Annotated in this window: 16 protein-coding genes, 2 tRNA genes and 1 riboswitch; of the genes, 6 read left to right on the top strand and 12 right to left on the bottom strand. The window is 65.9% G+C overall.

Annotated elements, in window-relative coordinates; all coding sequences use genetic code 11:
* The first annotated feature begins 85 nt into the window (after positions 1-85).
* Complete coding sequence (locus BBSC_RS10490; RefSeq protein WP_033519532.1) at positions 86-811, top strand: response regulator transcription factor; 726 nt, start codon at positions 86-88, stop codon at positions 809-811.
* 2 nt (positions 812-813) lie between these two features.
* Positions 814-2,280: a hypothetical protein gene (locus tag BBSC_RS10495; RefSeq protein WP_033519531.1), complete on the top strand. Its 1,467-nt coding sequence runs from the start codon at positions 814-816 to the stop codon at positions 2,278-2,280.
* A 441-nt stretch (positions 2,281-2,721) separates the two neighbouring features.
* On the opposite strand, the gene araA is transcribed toward BBSC_RS10495, so the two are convergent.
* The 10 genes from araA to BBSC_RS10545 form a co-directional block, all read right to left on the bottom strand.
* A complete protein-coding gene (araA, locus tag BBSC_RS10500; RefSeq protein WP_033519530.1) occupies positions 2,722-4,239 on the bottom strand; it encodes an L-arabinose isomerase in 1,518 nt (505 codons plus the stop codon).
* Between the two features lie 401 nt (positions 4,240-4,640).
* Positions 4,641-5,333, bottom strand: coding sequence for an L-ribulose-5-phosphate 4-epimerase (locus BBSC_RS10505; protein WP_033520096.1), 693 nt, complete (start codon positions 5,331-5,333; stop codon positions 4,641-4,643).
* 84 nt (positions 5,334-5,417) lie between these two features.
* Positions 5,418-7,064 (bottom strand): xylulokinase, encoded by a 1,647-nt coding sequence (locus BBSC_RS10510; RefSeq protein ID WP_033519807.1) that lies wholly within the window; start codon positions 7,062-7,064, stop codon positions 5,418-5,420.
* Between the two features lie 207 nt (positions 7,065-7,271).
* Entirely contained in the window at positions 7,272-8,351 is a 1,080-nt protein-coding gene (locus BBSC_RS10515; protein ID WP_144414546.1) for a LacI family DNA-binding transcriptional regulator, read from the bottom strand.
* Between the two features lie 142 nt (positions 8,352-8,493).
* Positions 8,494-9,255 (bottom strand): ribonuclease HII, encoded by a 762-nt coding sequence (locus tag BBSC_RS10520; protein WP_033519809.1) that lies wholly within the window; start codon positions 9,253-9,255, stop codon positions 8,494-8,496.
* 84 nt (positions 9,256-9,339) lie between these two features.
* Positions 9,340-10,119 carry a signal peptidase I gene (gene lepB, locus BBSC_RS10525; protein ID WP_033519810.1) on the bottom strand — a complete coding sequence of 260 codons (780 nt, stop codon included), beginning with the start codon at positions 10,117-10,119 and terminating at the stop codon, positions 9,340-9,342.
* Between the two features lie 184 nt (positions 10,120-10,303).
* Positions 10,304-10,669: a 50S ribosomal protein L19 gene (rplS, locus tag BBSC_RS10530; RefSeq protein ID WP_033519811.1), complete on the bottom strand. Its 366-nt coding sequence runs from the start codon at positions 10,667-10,669 to the stop codon at positions 10,304-10,306.
* A 315-nt stretch (positions 10,670-10,984) separates the two neighbouring features.
* On the bottom strand, positions 10,985-11,413 hold the full coding sequence (locus tag BBSC_RS10535) for a DUF1893 domain-containing protein (RefSeq protein WP_051923294.1): 429 nt from the start codon (positions 11,411-11,413) through the stop codon (positions 10,985-10,987).
* 7 nt (positions 11,414-11,420) lie between these two features.
* Positions 11,421-11,999 (bottom strand): ECF transporter S component, encoded by a 579-nt coding sequence (locus BBSC_RS10540; protein WP_231649354.1) that lies wholly within the window; start codon positions 11,997-11,999, stop codon positions 11,421-11,423.
* A gap of 37 nt (positions 12,000-12,036) precedes the next feature.
* A complete protein-coding gene (locus tag BBSC_RS10545; protein WP_231649353.1) occupies positions 12,037-12,936 on the bottom strand; it encodes a DUF362 domain-containing protein in 900 nt (299 codons plus the stop codon).
* Between the two features lie 176 nt (positions 12,937-13,112).
* A riboswitch (M-box (ykoK) riboswitch) is annotated at positions 13,113-13,269 on the top strand.
* A gap of 374 nt (positions 13,270-13,643) precedes the next feature.
* On the opposite strand from BBSC_RS10545, the gene BBSC_RS10550 reads away from it, so the two are divergent.
* Together BBSC_RS10550 and BBSC_RS10555 are read left to right on the top strand one after the other, a co-directional pair.
* Positions 13,644-15,419: an ABC transporter permease gene (locus BBSC_RS10550; protein ID WP_033519812.1), complete on the top strand. Its 1,776-nt coding sequence runs from the start codon at positions 13,644-13,646 to the stop codon at positions 15,417-15,419.
* A gap of 52 nt (positions 15,420-15,471) precedes the next feature.
* On the top strand, positions 15,472-16,917 hold the full coding sequence (locus BBSC_RS10555; RefSeq protein ID WP_033519813.1) for an ABC transporter ATP-binding protein: 1,446 nt from the start codon (positions 15,472-15,474) through the stop codon (positions 16,915-16,917).
* Here BBSC_RS10555 and BBSC_RS10560 read toward each other — a convergent pair whose 3' ends face one another.
* On the bottom strand, positions 16,918-18,765 hold the full coding sequence (locus BBSC_RS10560; RefSeq protein WP_052109237.1) for a hypothetical protein: 1,848 nt from the start codon (positions 18,763-18,765) through the stop codon (positions 16,918-16,920). It lies immediately after the preceding gene.
* A 496-nt stretch (positions 18,766-19,261) separates the two neighbouring features.
* The gene (gene pgi, locus BBSC_RS10565) at positions 19,262-20,962 is read right to left on the bottom strand and encodes a glucose-6-phosphate isomerase (protein ID WP_033519814.1); all 1,701 of its coding nucleotides are present in this window, start codon (positions 20,960-20,962) and stop codon (positions 19,262-19,264) included.
* 234 nt (positions 20,963-21,196) lie between these two features.
* On the opposite strand from pgi, the gene BBSC_RS10570 reads away from it, so the two are divergent.
* Positions 21,197-21,272 (top strand) — tRNA-Thr (locus BBSC_RS10570).
* 125 nt (positions 21,273-21,397) lie between these two features.
* Positions 21,398-21,478, top strand: a tRNA-Leu gene (locus BBSC_RS10575).
* Positions 21,479-21,480: the final 2 nt, after the last annotated feature.

Raw genomic sequence — 21,480 nt, forward strand, 5'->3', positions numbered from 1 at the left:
GCGGCCCGCACGTGGGCAATGCGCGACATGCGGCGCATGACATGAGATGATAACGCCGGCGCCGCACGGCATACACTTGGGGATCATGGAGAAGAGCACGCAACGGATCCGCGTGGCCATCGTCGACAACGACCGCATGGCGCTGATGGCGCTGTCGTCGCTGATGACGCGCGAAGGATTCGCCGTCATCTGGACCGTCCAGCTGGGCGCGGCCGCGATCCAACGCTGCATACCGGCGCAGGATCGGCCGGACGCACTGCTGGTCGACATGGCATTGTCCGACATGACCGGCATCGACGTGTGCCGATCCGTGCATAAATGGGCTCCGCGACTGGCGATGATCGGCGTGACCGCCTATGACCCGGACGTGTACCGCGCCGAGGCGCTGGCCGCCGGCGCGATCACCGTGATCAGCAAGGACCGCATCGCCGATATGGCGCAGGAAATCCGCACGGCCGCAAAGGGGCGGGACGGCATACGGCCCGTCGCCGCCGAGACGCAGCCGCGCACCGGTACCATTTCCGATACGAGCCTCGTCAATGCCGATTCGCCGGCCTATGGCAACGGACAGGATCCCGCCGGTCAAGTCGCCAGCGACGATCTTTCGGTGCCCCGGTCCTTCGCACTGTCCGCGCAGCAGACCGAAATCATGAGACGATATGCGGAAGGACGCTCCACCGATGAGATCGCCGCCGCGCTCGGCGTCTCCAAAGGGACGATCTTCGCGCAGGTGGCCCGAGTCAGGGACAAGCTGCACGCCCGCGACCGCAACGAAGCGGTGGCGTTGTGCCGGCGGTTCCTCAGGATGTAGCCATGTCCCGGATGCAGCAGACCTCACACGATATGAACGGGAACCGCGCAAGCGAACAACCGGAGAAGGCCCGGCAGGCGTCGCCGGCGAATCGATGGGCCGACACCGATAACCGCCGGTACGGCCGATCGCGCAGCACGAACGAACCTCACGATCCGCGCGATTCCGCCAAGCGACTGCTATCGGACGGGCGTACGCGAGTGCTGCTCGCCTGTTCCTCGCTGCCCGTGGCGATCGAGACCGCGTATCTGGTCTCGCAGGGCCGCGCCGACGACACCGGCATCATCTACGCGATGTTGTCGGTCTGCGCGTGCCTGCTGATGGCGATGATGCCACGCCTCGGCGGCTGGGCGATCGTGCTGATCTGGCTCGCGAGGTGCATCATCCCCGAAACCACCGCGTTCTCGATCCTGTTCTGTCTGCTGATGGCGATGACCGTGATGGCGTATGCGAACATCTGGCTGGCCATGGCCGCCTCCGTGGTGGCCGAAGCAGCCGCGGCGACGCGCATATGGCTGTACCCGTGGGATACGACGGTGATGGCGACCGTATGCGCCACCGCGGCGTTTCTCATGGTCGCGTTGTGGATCGGCTCGTCCATGAGCTGGCAGGAACGGCATGAACGCGAGCAGCGGGAACGCACCGAGCTGCTGCGCCGGCTCGGCAACGAGCAATTGGCGAATCAGCTGCATCACTCGGTGGCGAATGACCTGACGACGATTCTGCTGTTGGCCCGGCAACTGGGCGGCGACGACACGGACGACCCGGGCAACGGCCCCGCTGCCGCCCCGGATGGGAACGAAGGTGCCCCGCGGCATGACGACCGTCGGATTCGCGATCTGATCGAACAGACCGCCACCGAATCCCTGAGTAAGGTGCGGGCGCTGATCGCGACGCTGGACGCGCCGCAGCACGATGGCCAGATCGCACCGACAAGGAGCGGCGACGCTTCCGACGACGGACAAACTGTTTCACGAGACGTTTCACAACCGGTTTCACTGATTGTTTCACGCTGCGACCCGACCGGGCAGACACCGCGGGCCGCCTCGGCCTCCATCACCGCAAGCGAACTGCAGGATCTCGCCGCGGAATACGACCAGCGGATGCACGCCGCCGGGCTCAACGGCGAAACCATCGTCGGCGGCGAAACGACCTGCGCCTGCACGCCCGAGCGCAAGGCGGCGCTGTTGGACGTCCTGCACGAGATCGTGACCAATACGATGAAATACGCCGATCCGTCCAACGGATACTGCATCGCCATCACCGCGGAAACCGGGCTGGCCACGCTGTCGTCGTCGAATGCGATCGCCTCGTCCACACCGGGTGGAGACCACGGGCCCGATCGCGCGCTCAGCGGCGGAACCGGCCTGAAACGCTGCCGGGACATCGCCTCCGACCTGCACGGCGAATTCACCGTCACCGACGACGGCGCCAGTTGGACCTGCCTGCTCAAGCTCCCGCTGGCATAGAACATTCCTGCGATTCCACCCGCATTCCCCGCTTATTTGTCGCAATCGGTCATCTGAGGGGCAGAATGGAGGCCTTGCAGACGTCGTTCGGCGATGTGAGGGGTGGTTTGCGTATCAGAGCCGACCGGGATTGCGCCTTGTGACGAATATGCCGCGTAATGTCGTCAGCTTCTCCGTCTATTCCTACCCCTCAGATCCGTGAGTGACGTCTGCAGGGCCTCCATTCTGCCCCTCAGATGGCCGAATGCACCGAAACGAACCTGTCGCCTCAACACAAACGCCCTCGGCGTGGCATGGAATTTCATCACGAATCCATGCCACGCCGAGGGCGCATGTTATTCAACTGTCGACGCTGATTGACGCGTGCGGAGACCACCGTCCGAAGGCGAAGGCGTACGAAGGTACGTCGAGCCTGAGGAAAGGCGGTATACGCTCCGTCAATCAGTGCTGGTTGTTGAGACGGTGGTACATCTCGGACAGCTCCAGCTCCTTCTCGAACTGGCGGGCGGTGGTGTTCTCGTCGATGACGGCGAGCTCGACACCGGCGATGCGGGCGAAGTCCTCCCAAGCCTCACGACCGACGGAGGTGGTCATGCAGGTGTGGTGGGAGCCACCGGCGGTGATCCAGCACTCAACGGCGGTCTTCAGGCTCGGCTTCGGCTCCCAGACGGCGCGGGCGCACGGAAGCTCCTTAAGGGAGCCCTGCGGCTCAACGACGTCGACGACGTCCATGAGCAGGCGGAAGCGTTCGCGAACGTCGGACATGGAGACCACGACGGCGTCCTTGGTGGGCTTGCCGGAGAAGACCAGGCGGACCGGGTCGGCCTTGCCGCCGATGCCGAGCGGGTGGATCTCCAGCTTCGGCTTGGCGATGGTGCCGATGGACGGGGAGACCTCGAGCATGTGGGAGCCCATGTCGAGCTCGTCGCCCTCGGTGAAGTTGTAGGAGTAGTCCTCCATAAGGGAGGCGCCACCCTCAAGGCCGTAGCCCATGACGGCGCCGATGCGCACGAGGACGGCGGTCTTCCAGTCGCCTTCGGCGGAGAAGCCCCAGCCGTACTCGGACGGGAAGCGCTGCGGGCCGACGCCCGGCAGCTGCGGCAGGGCGCCGAGGTCCTCGAAGTTGTCGACGCCGGCGGTGCAGCCGTTGGCGCGCATCATGTTGACCATCGCGGCCTCTTCCTTGGCGGCGATGAACAGGGAGTCGTACTTGGCGTCCAGCAGGGCCGGGTCGACGTCGTACTTGGCCTTGTAGTCCTCGATAATGGCCTTGACCTGGTCGTCCTTGACGGCGTCGTACGCGGCGACGAGCTCGTTGACGGCCCAGGTGTTGATGGAGGCGCCGAACACGCGCTCGGCCTCGGTCTTGTCGCCCTCGGTGACGGCGACGTTGCGCATGTTGTCGCCCCAGCGCATGACCTTCATGTTGTTGGAGGCGTCCCAGCCGGCGCAGGCGCGGGCCCAGGTGCCGACCTTCTCGGCGACCTCGGGGTCGGTGTAGTGGCCGACGACGACCTTGCGCTTGATGCCGAGGCGGGAGACGATGTAACCGAACTCACGGTCGCCGTGGGCGGCCTGGTTCAGGTTCATGAAGTCCATGTCGATGGTCTCCCACGGGATCTCCTTGTGGTGCTGGGTGGCCAGCTGCAGCAGCGGCTTGGTCAGCACTTCGAGGCCGCGGATCCACATCTTGGCCGGGGAGAAGGTGTGGCACCAAGTGATGACGCCGATGACGTTCGGGTTGGCGGAGGCCTCGACCATGAACTGCTTGACGCCGTCGGAGGACTTCAGGGTGGGCTTCAACACGATCTTGGCCGGGATCTTGCCGGTGTTGTTCAGGTAGTCGACCATTTCGGCGGAGTGGATGGCGACCTGACGCAGGGCCTCCTCGCCGTACAGGTCCTGCGAACCGACGCCGAACCAGATTTCCTTGCCCTCGAAGGGGTTTTCCATAACCATGGGGTTACTTCCTTTACTTCTTTGTTTATAGGGTTTTCGGGTTAAGTTTTGTGTGCCGGCCGGAGGCTCCCCTCGTTGAGGGGGCTGTCACCGGTAGTGGGTGAGGGGCTTTCGTATTGCTCCCCTCAGTCGGCTTCGCCGCCAGCTCCCCTCATGGAGGGGAGCCAAAACACACACCACGCGCTGGCGGAGTCAGCGCTGATCTGGCGCGTGCGGCCTCTAGGCGCACCGAGGGAAGGCGTACGAAGGTACGCCTTCCGAGGAGCAACGACGAGGACACCCCGTTATTCCAGCGCTGGCGAAGTCAGCGCTGATTTGATGCGTGTGTCCGCAAGGCGCGGAAGGCGAAGGCGTACGAAGGTACGTCGAGCCTTCCGCAACGCGGCGGACACTCCATCAAATCAGTGCTGGCCGTAGACGTTCTGGTAGCGGTCGTTGAGCTTATCAATATCGGCCTGATCGATCTCGATGATGTCGCCAAGCTGACGGGCGGCCCACATCGTATGCGCGACCTCCTCGGTCATCGCCGCAGCCTTGACCGCGCCCTCGGCATCCTTGCCGATCGTGAACGGACCATGATTCTGCATCAGCACCGCCGGAGACTTCGGATACTTCTTCAACGTCTCGACGACACCCTCGCCGATCGCCTCCGAACCGATCAGACGGAACGGGCCAACCGGCACCGGGCCACCAAACTCGTCACCCATCATCGTCAGACCGCACGGAATGTTCTGACCCGTCGCAGCCCACGCGGTCGCATACGTGGAATGCGTGTGCACCACGCCGTACACGTCCGGCATGTTGCGGTAGATGTACGCGTGCGACGCGGTATCCGAGGACGGGGCCTCGGCGCCGTCGACCACATTGCCGTCCAGATCGCACACGACCATGGAGGACGGGGTCAGGTACTCATAGCGCAGGCCCGAGGGCTTGATCACCATCAGGTCGGCGGTGTGCAGGCGCTGCGACACGTTGCCCGCGGTCCACACGACCAGATTCCACTTGATCAACTGCTCGTGCAGGGCCGCCACGACCTCGCGCACCTGCTTGACCTCGGCACGGACCTCAGGACCGTAATCAGCCAAAGTTGCCATTATTGGTATTCCTTTCCACTTAATCGGAAGTGTTCACAATCGATTGCCTCTCCCGCCGTTCACGCGGCGGGAGCCAGACAGGACCTACTTGTCCTCGAGGTCGATGGCCTCGATGGCGGCATGCTCGATGGGCAGGCCCTTGGAGAAGCGCGCGAAGAAGTTCTCGAAGCCGACCACGTCGGAGGCGTCCGGCGTCTCCGTGGTGGACTGCGCGTCCTTGAACACGCAGCCGTCGAGGAAGTCGGCGAGGTTGGTGTGGTCCTCGTTGGTGTTCCACAGGTAGTCGGCGAGCACCGCCATGCCCCAGGCGCCGCCTTCGGCCGCGGTGGACATCACCTTGATCGGGGTGTTGAACGCGGCGGCCAGGATCTTCTGGGCCACCTTCGGGGTGGTGAAGATGCCGCCGTGTCCGACCAGCGAATCCACCTGCACATGCTCGTCCTTGGTCATCACGTCCATGCCGATCTTGACCGGCGAGAACGCGGAGAACAGCTGCGCGCGCATGAAGTTGCCGAGGGTCATGTTGGCCTCGGGGCTGCGGGCGAACAGCGGGCGGCCTTCGGGAAGCCCGGCCAGGAACTCGCCGGAGCGGAACGGGTAGTTGAGCAGGCCGCCGCAGTTGGAGTCCACGTCGTCGGCGATGGCCGCGCGGAACAGGGTGCCGTACAGCGTGCCGGCGTCGACCGGGCTGCCAAGCGCGGCCGCGAACTGGCCGAACAGGCCGACCCACGCGTTGAGGTCGGAGGTGAAGTTGTTCGCGTGGCTCATGCCCGCCAGATCGCCGGCCGGGGTGGTGACCAGATCGACTTCGGGGTGCAGGGCCTTGAGCTTGTGCTCCAGGACTACCATGGCGAAGATGGAGGTGCCGGCGGAGACGTTGCCGGTGCGCACGCGCACGGAGTTCGTGGCCACCATGCCGGTGCCGGCGTCGCCCTCGGGCGGGGCGAGCACGATGCCCGGCTGCAGGGTACCGCTCGGGTCGAGCAGCTTGGCGCCTTCGGCGGTCAGTTCGCCGGCCGGGGTGCCGGCGACCAGCGGCTCGGGCAGCAGGTTCTCCAGCTTCCACGGCTGGGCGGCGACTTCGGGCAGCGCGTCGAACTGCTCGATGAACGCGGTCTCGTAAGTGTGGGTGGTCGGATCGATCGGGAACATGCCGGAGGCATCGCCGACGCCGAGGACCTTCTTGCCAGTGAGCTTCCAGTGCACGTAGCCGGCCAGCGTGGTGAAGTACGCGACCTTGGAGACGTGCTCCTCCTTGTTGAGCACGGCCTGGTACAGGTGCGCGATGGACCAGCGCTCGGGGATGTTGTACTGGAACAGCTCGGAGAGCTTCTTGTGCGCCTCGGAGGTGTTGGTGTTCTGCCAGGTGCGGAACGGCACCAGCAGCTCGCCGGCCTCGTCGAAGGCCAGATAGCCGTGCATCATGGCGGAGAAGCCGATGTGGCCGATCTTGGTGAGCTTCTCGCCGTACGCGGTCTCCACGTCGTTCGCCATCGACGCGTAGGCGGTCTGCAGGCCGCCCCAGATCTCGTCGACGGAGTAGCTCCACAGCCCGTCCTCCAGATGGCTGGCCCAGCCGTAATCGCCGGAGGCGATGGTGGTGTAGGTGTCGTCGATCAGCACGGCCTTGATGCGCGTGGATCCGAATTCGATGCCAAGCGAGGTCTTGCCCGCGCGGATCTTCTCGGCGATCGTTGCGACCTGTTCGGCGTCATTGTGCGTTGTTGCCATTCGTTCGAGCTCCTTAACGTGGCCGGGTGGCCGCCGCCGCCCGTCATCTGCCCTTGAGCGTTCGCACCTGCCTCGTTGGAGGGTTGTTAGCGCTCACATTTACGTTCTCATTGTAGCGGGAACGGCAGGATTTCACAACTTCGCCGTGTCACATCTTCATAACCTTCATACCGCACGGCACGGCGGGCACGCCCGCGGATCGGGCCGTCAGCGGCGCGCCGACCGCCCGAGCGAGGAACGGGGAATCACCGTCGCGGGGATCAGCCCGACGCCGTGCGCCGCCGCCGGGAACGCCACCTCGTCGCCCTCCCCCAGCAGACGCAGCGTCTCGCGCATCGCGGCGATGCCAAGCTGCTCGAAGTTCGGCCGGACCGTGGACAGCGGCGGGAACATATTGTCCATCGCGGGCATGTCGTCGAAGCCGATCAGGCTCACGTCCTGCGGGATGCGCACGCCGTGCTCGTGCAGGGCCCGCGCGATGCCGACGGCCTGGCTGTCGTTGGCGGCCACCACAGCCGTCGGCAGCACGCCTCCGGCCCTCCCGATCGAGTCGAGCAGATGATTCATGCGGCCGTATGCCTCGCTCGAATCCCAGGTATCGCACCGCACCGTCACCGAGCTGATCGATTTGGCCATCGACAGCTTGACCCACGCGTCCAGACGCGTCGCCGAATCACGCCATTCCGACGGCCCGGCGAAATACAGGGCCCGCCGGTGCCCGTACTCCCCGAGCAGCCGCACCACCTCGTCCATCGCGCCCCACTGGTCGATGCCGACGAACGAGACCTTGCCGCGGTCGCGCTGGCGGATCATGCGCAGCCCTTCGCTGATGCTCAGCCCGCCGTGCGTGGACGTGACGAACACGCGCGGCTGGTTGATCTGCGTGCGGCAGGCGGCCTCGAACATCGCGTCGGTCGGGGTCAGGAAGATGAACGCATCGACGTTCTGCTCGTTGAAGGTGCCGCACAACTCCTCGAAATCGGACTGCGAGCACAGCGCCTCGTGCACCATCATCACCGACATGAACAGGCCGTGCGACCGCGCCACGGTCTCGATCGAGGAGATGGCGGAGATCGGGCCGAAGAACCGCAGCCCGCCGGCGATCAGCCCGATCGTGCGCGAACGGTGCGAGGCGAGCGCCCTGGCCGAGTTGCTGGGACGATAGTCGAGCTGCTTGATCGCCGCCTGGACCTTGGCCCGGGTCGCGGCGGAGACGTCGGGAGAGTCGTTGATCACGCGCGAGACGGTCTGATGGCTGACCCCCGCCAATTTGGCGACTTCGAACATCGACGGCCGCTTGCTGGTTCCTCGATTGCCGCCCATACGCCAAACCTCCCCGCATGATGCATTTTCGACTGGTGTTACGAGCTTACCGCGTCAGTCAGCACAACACGGTGAACGCTAACAATTTGCCGTGCCGAGCCGGATCTCAAGTCAGTTTCCAGCTCACCCGGTGCAGCGGGGTCGGCCCGAATTCGGCGATGGCCCCGCGGTGCGCGGCCGACCCGTACCCCTTGTTGCGCTCCCACTCATAGGGGGCGTACCTCGGGTCGCCCTGTGCCAGATCGACCATCATCCGGTCCCTGGTGACCTTGGCGATCACCGCCGCGGCGGCCACGGTGGCGCAGTGCCGGTCGCCCTTGACCTGCGTGACAATATGGGCCGGGACCGGCACCGCCGGCGCGTCGAAGGTGTTGAGCGCCTTGGTGATGTAGTCGTTGGGCCCGTCGAGGATGCCGGCGACGGTCACCGGCGCGTCCTTGTGCCCGGCCGCCGCTGCAGGCCGCGCCGTGCCGGGGCCGGCACCGGCACCGAGACCGACACCGACACCGAGCCCCAGCGTCCGTTCAAGATCGTCCAGCGCGCGCAGGGCGGCGACGCCGAGCGCATGGGAGATGCCCCACTCGTCGATCTCGCCGTTGCTGGCCTGCCCGACGGCGCTGGCCGCGCACCACGCCTGCAAGGGCTCGAATATCGCCTCGCGGCGATGCTCGGTCAGCATTTTCGAATCGGCGACCCCTTCCGGCACCGCCAATGAGGGCAGATCGGCCGACCACACCGCGGCCGCGCCGACCATGACGGGCCCGGCGAGCGCGCCGCGGCCGACCTCATCGAACCCGACGACGAGGTCGTATCCCCGCCCGGCCAACTCGCGCTCCATCCTCAATGTGGGTATTTCCTGTATCGACATCGACCATACGCCCCTTTCGGCAGTTCCTTCGCCGCGTATGCGGCCGCGCGTCCGCATGCGCGGCGCTTCGGGCGCGGCGCACGCTCAGTCGGACGCCGCGGAGCCGTCCGGCACGGCGTCGAACACATCATGATGGCCGCTGAGCCCGCTGATGCGGCTGAGCGGCCAATACCGGGCGATGGCGACGCCGACGATCCCGCCGACCGGCACAAGACCGTGCGAACCGTCGTCCTGATGGTACCGTGAATCGGAGGAATTGGAACGGTTGTCGCCCATCACGAACACATGGCCGGCGGTGACCTCCACGCGGAACGCGAACGAACTCGGATCGACCCCGGGCCGCAGATACGCGCGCTCGTCGATCGCGACGCCGTTGACCTTGACCGGCTGCCCGGCCCCCTCGCATTCGACCACGTCGCCCGGCAGGCCGATCAGCCGCTTGATCAGATAGTCGCCGCCGAACCTGCCACGCTCCTCGGGAGTCAGCCACTCCCCGGAATCCTTGAAGACGACGATGTCCCCGCGCTGCAGGTCGAAGAGGCGCGGCGTGAGCTTGCTGGTGATCACCTTGTCGCCCGGCTCGATGGTGTCGAGCATCGAACCGCTGGGAATGCTGTAGAAGCCGACGAACAGGATGCGGATGAGGATCACGATGACGATGGGGACTCCGCACCAGACCAACAGGTCGCGCCACCCGAAATCGGACGGTTCGGCGTCGCTGCTGGCGTGCTTCGGCCTGCGCCTGGGGTTCGCGTTCGCCGCCGGGCCGGCGGATCCCCCCTCGGGCCGCGGATTCGTCAACGGGGTGGGATCGATGGCGTGAACCGCCACCTGCAGGGTGTGTTCGTCCTCAGTCGACTGCATGTACAGCTCCTTGCCAGGCCGTCCCGCCCCCGATCCATGGGGTCACGGCGCGGCGCACCGTCGTTGCGCGTCTCATCATACCGAATGAATATGGAACAGCCCGGAAGCCGTTACGCTCCCGGGCTGAACTGTACGGTCTATGCGCACCATGACGCGCGATGGCGGCTCATGATGCGGCCGAGACTCACTTGGCGGAGTTGTCGCGACGCTCGACAATACGAGCGGCCTTGCCGCGCAGGGCGCGCAGGTAGTACAGCTTCGCGCGGCGCACGCGACCACGACGCACCAGCTTGATGGAGTCGATGGCCGGGGAGTGCAGCGGGAAGCGACGCTCGACACCAGTGCCGAAGCTGATCTTGCGGACCACGAAGGTCTCGCGCACACCGGCGCCGTGACGGGCGATGACCACACCAGTGAAGGTCTGGATACGGGAGTTGTTGCCTTCCTTGATCTTCACGTTCACGTCGACGGTGTCGCCGGGACGGAAGGCCGGGATCTCCTCGGCCGGCTTGAGGTGCTTGGCGTCAAATGCCTCAACAGCGTTAACCATTGTTGTTCCTTCAGTGCTGCCGCATATCAGCCCCAGGTTGGGGTCCGCCCATTCGCCGTTCATCCGCCGGCGATGGCGACCTGCTTGTATTCCTTCGGGTCTGCCCTCGGGATGCCTGTCAATCCGCCGAAAGTCGGGCCTGAGGCCGTTCGGACTGGACTCGCGGAGAGACCGGCTTATGCGGCGGCCCGTCTCTCGACACAGCGAAGCACAAGTCTATTGGCAGTGCTCGACAGCACGCCGCGCCCGCGCAGGCGGGGACGGCCGGTCGCCGACGGACCGGCCGCCGACCGATCACCGGCCACCAGCCGGCAGTCACCGGCCGGCCATCAGCCTAGCCACGGCGGCGCGGATGGCCGGCACGGCGGCCACCGGATCGACGATGGCCTGCACGGACCGTTCGATCGGGCACATGCCGTCGCCGGAACGGTTGAGGATCATGGGCACCAGCTGTTCGTACGAGGACGCGATGCCGTAAAGCTGCAGCATGGCGAGGCCCTCCTCGCTCATGATCCGCGCATAGACGGCCTCCACTCCGAGCCGGGCGTAGAGCAGCGCCGCGGCCTTGCCGACCACGCGGTCGGCGGCCGAGAATCCGGCGAGGCTCCGGCCGGACGACAGCCATTGCAGCAGCGGCCGCACGCCGTGGCCGCTGCCGTTCAGCGTCTCGTCGGACCGGCACGCCACGCAGCCGAACGCATCGTCGGCGAACAGCGCCGCCTTCGCACGCTCCAGATCATCCATGGAGGGCTCACTTGCGGGAACGCTCGACGGCAACCATGATCGCGGGGATCGCCAGCCACTGCAGCACCAGCCCCGGCAGGCCGACGGCGATGCTCGTCCAGATCGTGGCGACGCCGATCGCGGTGCGTCCCAGCACGGTCACGGCGACCACGATCGCCACGGCGCGCACGGCCCGCCCGGCGATCTGCGCGATCAGCACCTTGACCAGCCACGGCGCGCGGATCGCCTTCGGCAGCTCCACGCCGCGCAGCAGGCCGGCGAACAGGCCGTAGGAGGCCAGCTCGATCACCATGAACGGCACCATCGCGGCGCCGGGCATGCCGGTCATGGCGGCGCTCACCAGCGGACTGAGCGCCCCGGCGACAAGGCCGGCATAGGGGCCGGTCAGCAGGCCGACCAACAGCACCGGCATATGCATGGGCAACAGCATTTCGCCCAGCCCCGTGCCGACGCCGAACAGCGCGCCGGTCACATGGAAGATCTGCGGCAGCGCCACGGCCCCGGCCACCGCAAGGACCGCGGCGACCGACTGGACCGCTGCGGAAGGCAGGGCGTGGGCTGATGCGGTTGAAGACGATGACGACATGATGGCTCCTTTTCTTGAGACGACCCCCGGCACGGGCTCAGTCCAGGTCGATCAGGCGGTATTCCCGGCTGCCGACGCCCATTTCCACGGCGTGTTCGATGGTGTGGATGCCGTGGCGCGATTCGATGCGCTCGATCAGCGGCCCGTTGTTGTCGTGCGCGGTGTACACCATGTCGACGCACGCCTGGTCGACCGCCACCGGGTCCAGCGACCCGCAGATGCCGATGTCGGCCATCTGCGGCGCATGCGGGTTGCCGTCGCAATCGCAGTCCACCGACAGGTGGTTCATCACGTTGATGAACAGCATGTTGCCCTGCAGGGCGTTGAACACGGCGGTCGCCGCCTCGGCCATCGCCTCCAGGAACGCGTCCTGGTCGCCGGAGAAATGCTGGTCGAGCACCTCGTCCTGGCCGGAGTGGATCCGCTTCTTGCCCTCGGCCGAGGCGATGCCGATCGAGATGTTCTTCAGGGCGCCGCCGAATCCGCCCATCACATGCCCCTTGAAGTGCGACAGCACCGCGTAGTAGTCGTAGTTCGGGAAATGGGAGCCGACGATGTCGCCGGTGATGCGCCTGCCGCCCTCGACCGGCAGCACGATGCTGCCCTCCTCGTCCTGGATGTCCACATCGGCGATGTCGAGGAATCCATGGTCCTTGATCGTCTGCCAGTGTCTGTCACTGGTGTCGCGCGTGCCGGCGTAGGCCGTGTTGCATTCGACGATGGTGCCGTTCAGGCGATGCACGAGGTCCTTGATGAGGTTCGGGTCGAGGTAGTGCGTGTTGCCGCCCTCACCCGTGCTGAGCTTCACCGCCACCTTGCCCTGGGGGCGCGCCCCGAGCGCGTCATAGACGCGCATGAGCCCGACGGGGCTGATGTCACGCGTGAAATAGACCTTCGACGCCATCGGATAATCGGTTTGATACGTCGTTACAGCCATGTACGCCTCCTTGCAATCCATGAGCACATCCATGCTCAACGATACTCACGGCAACGGAGAAAAACCGCCGCAACACGGCCTCGCGCAACGCCGGCGGCCGCGGCGTTCCGGCGTTCCCGCGGCGCGCAACGCTGACGGCATGGCGAAGTTGACATGCGGGCCACGGGGCTTTACCGTTAGAGCGTCGGTAGGTGAGGCTACCGCAGGGATATGGGTCGCTACCGCTACCAGTGGAGACACTGCATGCAGGTCAGCAGTTCTTGTCGGATCAAGGCATGAACTAGTGCGATGCCACCGCCCTGCGATGCTGAAGCTTGAACGATGGCGAACCGGTGGATTCGGTTGGGTTCCACCCCTCTTGCTGCTCGCGAGAATACCGGCGATGATAGCCGTAGTGCTCGAATGCACGGACCGCAAGGAGGTGAATGCCACCATGGATAATGACCGCAGCTCCGACAGTCATAGTTGTGACGGTCATAGTCGCGACAGTCACAGTCGCATGCAGAAATCAATGCTCGTATCAGTCATCCGGCCGGCGTTCGCCTTGCGGCGTCGCCGCGCGTCGTGAATTCGGCAGCCCGCCCTTCCGGGAACGTCCGCCGAGCGGCAATGCGATAGCCGCCGTCGGTTTTCTCCGCCCCGTCATGCCCGCACGCCGGCCGGATGACCCTTGCATCACCGTTATCCGAATGCAAAGGGGTCGTCTCATGACCATGTTTTCCATCCACGCCGCCACGCTCGGCGGCGGCACGCCCGAGGATCGCAAGACCGGACCGGTCACGCTCGGGCGTCGCATCCTTTCCGACATCATCGTCGCCGCAGGCATCGTGGCGATGTTCGGCCTGATCGCCTGGCTGCTGCCCGCGCTCGGCGAGCCGATCGGACCGAGCGGCATCCCCTCCACCGTGTCGACCGATCTGTCGAATCTGCCGTATTACGCGCTGCGCTCGGTGTTCCGCATGTTCGTGGCGCTGTTCTTCTCCCTGATCTTCACCTTCGTGTACGGGCTCGCCGCGGCCCGCTGCCGCAGGCTGTCCCGCGTGCTGATCCCGCTGCTCGACATCCTGCAGTCGGTGCCGATCCTCGGCTTCCTGTCCGCCACCATCACGATCTGGCTGGTGCTGTTCCCCGGATCGATGCTCGGCGTGGAGGCCGCCTCCATCTTCGCCATCTTCACCAGCCAGGCGTGGAACATGGCGTTCTCGTTCCACCGCTCGCTCACCAGCGAGCCGCGGGAGCTCGACGAGGCCGCCCGCTCGCTCGGGCTGACGCGCTGGCAGCGCTTCTGGACGCTCGACGTGCCCAACTCGATGATCCCGCTGCTGTGGAACGCGATGATGAGCGTCGGCGGCGGGTGGTTCTTCCTGACCGCCTCCGAGATGATCTCGGTGAACAACCGCACGTACGCGCTGCCGGGCATCGGCAGCTTCGTGGCGCAGGCCGCCGACGAGGAGAATCTGGGGGCGATCGGCTGGGCCATCGTCACGATGATCGCCGTGGTGCTGCTGATCGACGTGCTGCTGTGGAAGCCGCTGACCGCCTGGGCGGAGAAGTTCAGGATCACGCAGAGCCAGTCCGCCGCGCCCAAGACCAGCGCGGTGCTGACGATCATCCGGCAGTCGCATATCGACGACCTGTTCGTGCGGCTGTTCCGCCCGCTCGGCGACCTGCTCGTCCGCGTCACGCGGCCGCTCGGCCGCACCGGCAGCCGGTGGACGCATGAATCGTCCACGCGCAGCCGCGTCGCCGACGTCGTGTTCTCGGTGGCCGTCGGCGTGCTGATCGTGATCGGGGTGGCGCAGATGCTGATCGTCATCCACCGCGACGCGGGATTCGGCGAGCTGGGGCGCGCCCTGGGCCTCGGCATGCTGACCTTCCTGCGCGTGATGCTGCTGACCGTCGTCTGCTCGGTGGTATGGGTCCCGATCGGCGCGTTGATCGGCATGAACCCGAAGATCTCGCGCTTCCTGCAGCCGATCGTGCAGGTGCTGGCCAGCTTCCCGTCGAACTTCACGTTCCCGTTCGTCACCATGTGGTTCGTGCTGTGCAGCATCGACATCAACTGGGGCAGCATCCTGCTCATGTCGCTCGGCACGCAGTGGTACATCCTGTTCAACGTCATCGCCGGGGCGAGCCAGATCCCCGACGACCTGCGTGAAATGACCCGCAGCTTCCGGCTCGACTGGCGGCAGCGCTGGCGTACCCTGATCCTGCCGTCGGTGTTCGGCGCATGGTGCACGGGCGGCATCACGGCGGCCGGCGGGGCGTGGAACGCGTCGATCGTCTCCGAAATCGTCTCGTACGGCAAGCACACGCTGAGCGCGGACGGCCTTGGCGCGTACATCGCGCAGGCGACCGAAAACGGCGACACCGTGCGCACCGTCATCGGCGTCGCGGTGATGAGCGTCTTCGTCGTCGCCGTCAACCGGCTGTTCTGGAACCCGCTGCAGCGGCTCGCCGACCGTCGCTTCTCGCTGAACTAGGCCGGCCATCAACAGCCATCACGAATCCGATATTTTTCAAGGAGTTTTTGACATGACGTTCACCACCTCAATCACCAAGTCGATCCGAGCGGTCAGCCCGGGCAACACCATCATCGAGGCGCAGCACATCAGCCAGCGCTTCACCTCGGACAACGGCACCGAGCTCACCGTGCTGGACGACATCTCGTTCAACCTGTACGAGGGCGAGATCGTCGCGATCCTGGGCCGCTCCGGCGCCGGAAAGTCCACCTTCCTGCGCGCACTGGCCGGCCTGGTGCAGCCGACCAGCGGCACGGTCAAGTACCGAGGCCAGACGCTGAACGGCCCGAATCCCGGCGTGGCGCTGGTATTCCAGACCTTCGCGCTGATGCCGTGGCTGACCGTGCAGGACAACGTCGAGCTCGGGCTCGAGGCCCGGGGCGTGCCGCGCGCCCAGCGTGAGAAGCTGGCGCTGCAGGCCATCGACTCGATCGGCCTGGACGGCTTCGAATCCGCCTATCCGAAGGAGCTGTCCGGCGGCATGCGCCAGCGCGTCGGTATCGCGCGCGCACTCGTCCTGCGCCCGGACGCCCTGTTCATGGACGAGCCGTTCTCCGCGCTGGACGTGCTGACCGCCGAGAACCTGCGCCAGGAGGTGCTCAACCTGTGGTCCGGCGAGCAGCGGGCGATCAAGTCGGTGCTGATCGTCACGCACAACATCGAGGAGGCCGTGGAGATGGCGGACCGCGTGGTGGTCCTCGGCTCGCATCCCGGGCGCCTGATCGCCAACGTGCGGGTCGACCTGCCCCGCCCGCGCGACCGCCACAGCGTCGAATTCGAGGCGATGGTCGACAAGCTGTACACGATCCTGACCGGCCAAGAGGCCTCTTCCACGGCCGCCGACGCGCAGGCGACGAGCGTCTCCGGGCCGGCCGCTCCGGGCCAGGAGACCGCGTCCGCCGCATCGCCTGCCGCGGCGGCGGCTGCCGGCGCGGCGGACGCCCTGTTCCCCGCATCGGCCAGGTCGACGGCGAAGGACCGCCCGCTGCCCAACGCCACGCCGGGCGGGCTGGCCGGCCTGCTGGACGTGATCGCCGAATACCCGAAGGGCATCGATCTGGCCGATCTGGCCTCGGATCTGTCGTTCGAGGTGGACGACCTGTTCCCGCTCGTGGACGCCGGCACGCTGCTGCACGTCATCTCGGTGCGCGACGGCCGCGCGCATATCACCGAGGCGGGCGACGCCTGGCACGGCGCCGACATCCTACGGGCCAAGCAGGTGTTCGCCAGCCTGACGATGGAGCATGTGCCGCTGGTGCGCAACATCACCAACGCGCTGCGCCGCGCGAACGACGGCAAGCTGCGCGGCGAGCTGATCCTCGACCTGCTGCGCTCGAAGCACGGCGACGACGAGGCTCACCAGCAGTTCGCCATCGCCGTGGAGTGGGGCCGTTACGGCGAATTGTTCGACTATGACGCCGACGACGATCTGCTGACGCTCGACGAGGCGGCAAAGTAGCTACCGCAGCACGAAGGCGTCGAGCACGGGGTCGGGATTGGACGCGGCGTAGCTCGCATCCGCCGCCGCCTGGTGGTCGGCGCCGCGTGCATCGGTCAGCGACAGGCCGTCCCATATCAGGCGGCTGCCGGCGAGCGCGCCCCCGGGAGCCGTATCGCCGGACGGCACGCCGTCGGCATCGAGCGGAATGGTCACCACGATGGATTGGCCTTCCGCGAGCGCGATATCGTGGACGATCCCCCACGCACGGCCGACGGCGCTTTTGCCGTGCTTCAGTCTGAACGACAGGTTCAGCCCGGTCAACGTACCGGGTACATGGCTGCGCACGGTCATGGCGATGACACGATTGCCCTTGTCCACGGAAGAGCCGGAGATGTCCGGCCCCTGCTGGATGCCGTGATCCTCGATGCGCACGATCTCCAGGGGGACGGCCGGCGCAGCCGCCGCCGGCAGGCCGAGTTTGCCGCGCAGGTAGGCGTCGGCCTCGCTCACCCGGTAGGCGTCGAGCTGCGTGAGTTCGTCGCCGGCGTCGGAGCCGACCGCGGAGGCGACGTAGTCGGCCTTTCTGGCTCGGTCGGCGTAGTTGTCAGCGATGGTCGCGGCGGTGTTGGCCACAGATTCGGGCCAGGTGCGTGACCGCAGCGTCGCCGCGGTGGCTCGCAGCGCCTTCGCCGCATCCGCAGCCGCGTTCCGCGTGGCGGCGAGATCGCCGGAGAACGATGCGGCCAGCGCGGCATCGAACGGCCGGATGGACGGTTCGATGGCGTCGAGATAGTATGCGCCTGCCTCCGACCAGCCTGAGGGCGCGAAACGGTCACCGTCACGCAGCAGCTCCGGATCGATGCGCATGGTGAGCGCCACCGTATCGCCCTGCTTGATGCCGCCATGCTCGATGAGGTCGCCGTTCCCGTCGAGCGGCGTCGAGGAGATGGCGCTCGCTCCGGTCCCGCGGATGGTGTCGTCGCCGCCGAGCACGTTGAAATCCAGTATGATGCCGCTGATGTCGGCGTTCGTGCGGTTGCTGGCGGTGACGGTGAAGCATCGGCGGGTGACTTCGACCTCATCGTTGCCGTCAAGAATGCGATCCGGGCATTCGCCGTCGTCGCGGATGCCGGTGATGGAGACGGGGATCGCCGGTTCGGGCTCGCCGGGGAGGTCCAGAGAGGTACGGATCAGCCGCTGGGCGCCGGAGGGGCGGAATTCGTCAAAGGTCATCCAGTCGATGGCCTCGGCGTTGCGGTTGGTGCACAGATTCCCGTAGATCGACGCGCGTTCCTGGTATTCGATGATGACCATGCGGATCGTCTTGTCCAACGATTCCGGCCACGTACGGGCGGCGAGGGTTTCGGCGGCCCGCTGCGAAAGATCGCGGGCGGTGGCTGCGGCCTTGTTCACGGCATCCGTATCGCCGCCGGCCGCGGCGAGGCGAACGGCATCGTCCGCGGCATAGGTGTCGTCCACGGCTGCGGCGAAGTACCGCCCGGCCTCGGCTGGGGCGAGCCGATCGCCGGACGGCTGCAACGGCTTGAATCCGCCGAAGCAGTAGTCCTGCGCATCGGCGAGACCGGTCTGATGGGAACAGTTGAGGGCGGATCCGCCCTGATGGTATCGCCGCCAGGCGAATCCGGAGGCGCCGGCGACGAGCATGGCCACGGCGGTCAGCGCCGCGATCCAGCGGTGGTGTCTGCGGAGATGAGCGTCTGCTTCGCCGTTGTGGGATTCGGGAGGTTGGGATTCGGGAGGTTGGGATTCGGCATGCCGTGGTGCGGCGTTCTGGATTGCCGACGATTCCCGAGACGGCGGGATCTGGCCCTCCGGGGTATCCCAATCCTGCTGCGCCTTCGCCATTATGCCCCAGCCTCGATCGACCCCTATTCGTGTGGTTGTCATCATAGCGGGCACGGGGGCGACGCACCAGAGCCGGTCCGGGGAAGCAGACGGGATCAGCGCGACTGAGGCATACGGCACCACCAGACCACCCCCAGTCGGCTACACGCCGACAGCCCTTCGGGCCCTGCAATCAGGGACGGCCTTCGGCCGCGTGTCCCTTGCGCGACTGTCGTCGCGTCCTCGCCTACGGACGCCACCGGCGTCCGCTATACGGCTCGGCCCGCCAGCGGGGGCGGGATAGGTCATAACGGTTTCATCAGAGCAAACAAAAAGGGCTCCCCTCTCTGAGGGGAGCCAGACATAGGACGCGAACTTACGGCGCGGGATACTGGGAGAGCATGAACGAAGCGGCTTGATACCGTGCCCGTTGCATTGCTCCCCTCAGTTCGCCACACGGACAGCTCCCCTCAGCGAGGGGAGCCGAAGGTATGGCGTTCCGACCGAGCGCAGCGAATCAGAACTCGCGGTTCTGGCGGTAGAACTTGATCAGGCTCTGGGTGGAGGCATCCTGGGCGGCGAGGGCGTCGTCGTCCTGGGAGATGGCCGGGGTGATCTGCTTGGCCAGCTGCTTGCCGAGCTCGACGCCCCACTGATCGTAGGAGTCGAGGCCCCAGACGGTGCCTTCGACGAAGGTGATGTGCTCGTACAGGGCGATGAGCTCGCCGAGCGCGAACGGGGTCAGGGCCACGCCGAAGATGGAGGTGGTCGGGCGGTTGCCGGAGAACACGCGGGCCGGAACGATCTCTTCCGGAGTGCCCTCGGCGCGGACCTCGTCGGCGGTCTTGCCGAACGCCAGAGCCTTGGTCTGGGCGAAGTAGTTGCCCAGGAACAGCTCGTGCACGTCCTGGTCGCCGTCCTTGGTCGGGTTCGGGGTGTTGACGAACGCGATGAAGTCGGCCGGGATGAGCTGGGTGCCCTGGTGGATCAGCTGGTAGAAGGCGTGCTGGCCGTTGGTGCCGGGCTCGCCCCAGAAGATCTCGCCGGTCTCGGTGGTGACGGGGGTGCCGTCCCAACGCACGGACTTGCCGTTGGACTCCATGGTCAGCTGCTGCAGGTAGGCCGGGAAGCGGTGCAGGTACTGGTCGTACGGCAGCACGGCATGCGAGGCGACCTTGAAGAAGTTGCGGTACCAGACGTTGAGCATGCCGAGCAGCACCACGACGTTCTTCTCGAACGGGGTGTTGGCGAAGTACTCGTCGATCTCGTGGAAGCCGTGCAGGAACTCCTCGAAGCGGGCCGGTCCGAAGACCACGGCCAGGGAGGTGCCGACGGCGGAATCGACGGAGTAGCGGCCGCCGACCCAGTTCCAGAAGCCGAAGGCGTTGTTCGGGTCGATGCCGAACTCCTCGACCTTCTCCAGGTTGGTGGAGACGGCCACGAAGTGCTTCTTGATGGCCTCGGCCTTCTGGGCCTCGTCTCCCTCGGAGATGGCGCCGTTGGCGGCAAGCCCCTCAAGCAGCCAGGTGCGGGCCTCGCGGGCATTGGTCAGGGTCTCCAGCGTGGTGAAGGTCTTGGAGACGATGATGAACAGCGTGGTCTCCGGGTCGAGGCCCTTGGTCTTCTCGGCCAGATCGTTCGGGTCGATGTTGGAGATGTAGCGGGCGGAGATGCCGGCGTCGGCGTAGGGCTTGAGCGCCTCGTACACCATGACGGGGCCCAGGTCGGAGCCGCCGATGCCGATGTTGACCACGGTCTCGATCTTGCGGCCGGTGATGCCGGTCCACTTGCCGGAACGCACGTCATCGGCGAAGGCGTAGATCTTGTCGAGGGTCTCGCGCACGTCCTTGACGGTGTCCTGGCCGTCGACGATGTACTTGCCCTCGTCCTCGACCGGGCGGCGCAGCGCGGTGTGCAGCACGGCGCGGTCCTCGGTGTTGTTGATGTGCACGCCGGTGTACATCGCCTTGGTGCGCTCGTCGAGCTTGACGGCCTTGGCGAGATCGGCGAACAGCTGGAGGGTCTCCGGCTTGATCAGGTTCTTGGACAGATCGAAGTGCAGATCGCCGGCGTCGAAGCTCAGCTTCTCGACACGGTCGGCGTCGTCGGCGAACCACTTCTTGAGGCTGATGCCCTCGGCCTGCAGCTCGTCATAGTGCTTTTGCAGGGCGGCCCACGCGGGAGTCTGGGTGGCGTCAACGGGAGGATTGATGGCCATAAGTGTTGGTCCTTTCATCATCACTTGCGAAGCGGGTCGCTCCCGTTCGGCCGTGAAACCGGGCGAGAACGCACCGTTTACTTCACCTCACAAGATACTCACAAAAGCGGACATAACAACACATAAATCGTGCGCCGCCGGCACACGCCGCACGACACGCGATTTGAATTAATTCAGGGCATGCAGTACACTCAAATTCTTGTGCGCGGATCGCGAATGCAATCCGGGCAACACGCCACTTTAGCTCAGTCGGTAGAGCGGCTCACTCGTAATGAGCAGGTCGACAGTTCGATTCTGTCAAGTGGCTCCAGAGCACCCCGGATGGCCCCATCCGGGGTTTTGCTTTTCCGCCCAAAGCCGGCCAACGCCGGCGTCCCCTCCCGACCACCGAGGACGCCCCGGAAAAGGACAACCTTATGGTAAGTTATTCCTTGCGCGCGTGTGGCGGAATTGGTAGACGCGCAGGATTTAGGTTCCTGTGTCTTTGACGTGTGGGTTCGAGTCCCATCTCGCGCACC

This window comes from Bifidobacterium scardovii JCM 12489 = DSM 13734 (assembly GCF_001042635.1).
Lineage (GTDB): Bacteria > Actinomycetota > Actinomycetes > Actinomycetales > Bifidobacteriaceae > Bifidobacterium > Bifidobacterium scardovii.

What these genes read in the sequence shown, in the direction of transcription:
- BBSC_RS10520 (WP_033519809.1), bottom strand. Translation starts at nt 9,255, where the DNA reads ATGTCGATACAGGAAATACCCACATTGAGGATGGAGCGCGAGTTGGCC.
- BBSC_RS10515 (WP_144414546.1), bottom strand. Translation starts at nt 8,351, where the DNA reads ATGTTCGAAGTCGCCAAATTGGCGGGGGTCAGCCATCAGACCGTCTCG.
- pgi (WP_033519814.1), bottom strand. Translation starts at nt 20,962, where the DNA reads ATGGCCATCAATCCTCCCGTTGACGCCACCCAGACTCCCGCGTGGGCC.
- BBSC_RS10545 (WP_231649353.1), bottom strand. Translation starts at nt 12,936, where the DNA reads ATGGCTGTAACGACGTATCAAACCGATTATCCGATGGCGTCGAAGGTC.
- BBSC_RS10510 (WP_033519807.1), bottom strand. Translation starts at nt 7,064, where the DNA reads ATGGCAACAACGCACAATGACGCCGAACAGGTCGCAACGATCGCCGAG.
- BBSC_RS10495 (WP_033519531.1), top strand. Translation starts at nt 814, where the DNA reads ATGTCCCGGATGCAGCAGACCTCACACGATATGAACGGGAACCGCGCA.
- BBSC_RS10535 (WP_051923294.1), bottom strand. Translation starts at nt 11,413, where the DNA reads ATGGATGATCTGGAGCGTGCGAAGGCGGCGCTGTTCGCCGACGATGCG.
- BBSC_RS10505 (WP_033520096.1), bottom strand. Translation starts at nt 5,333, where the DNA reads ATGGCAACTTTGGCTGATTACGGTCCTGAGGTCCGTGCCGAGGTCAAG.
- BBSC_RS10540 (WP_231649354.1), bottom strand. Translation starts at nt 11,999, where the DNA reads ATGTCGTCATCGTCTTCAACCGCATCAGCCCACGCCCTGCCTTCCGCA.
- BBSC_RS10550 (WP_033519812.1), top strand. Translation starts at nt 13,644, where the DNA reads ATGACCATGTTTTCCATCCACGCCGCCACGCTCGGCGGCGGCACGCCC.
- BBSC_RS10555 (WP_033519813.1), top strand. Translation starts at nt 15,472, where the DNA reads ATGACGTTCACCACCTCAATCACCAAGTCGATCCGAGCGGTCAGCCCG.
- lepB (WP_033519810.1), bottom strand. Translation starts at nt 10,119, where the DNA reads ATGCAGTCGACTGAGGACGAACACACCCTGCAGGTGGCGGTTCACGCC.
- araA (WP_033519530.1), bottom strand. Translation starts at nt 4,239, where the DNA reads ATGGTTATGGAAAACCCCTTCGAGGGCAAGGAAATCTGGTTCGGCGTC.
- rplS (WP_033519811.1), bottom strand. Translation starts at nt 10,669, where the DNA reads ATGGTTAACGCTGTTGAGGCATTTGACGCCAAGCACCTCAAGCCGGCC.
- BBSC_RS10560 (WP_052109237.1), bottom strand. Translation starts at nt 18,765, where the DNA reads ATGGCGAAGGCGCAGCAGGATTGGGATACCCCGGAGGGCCAGATCCCG.
- BBSC_RS10490 (WP_033519532.1), top strand. Translation starts at nt 86, where the DNA reads ATGGAGAAGAGCACGCAACGGATCCGCGTGGCCATCGTCGACAACGAC.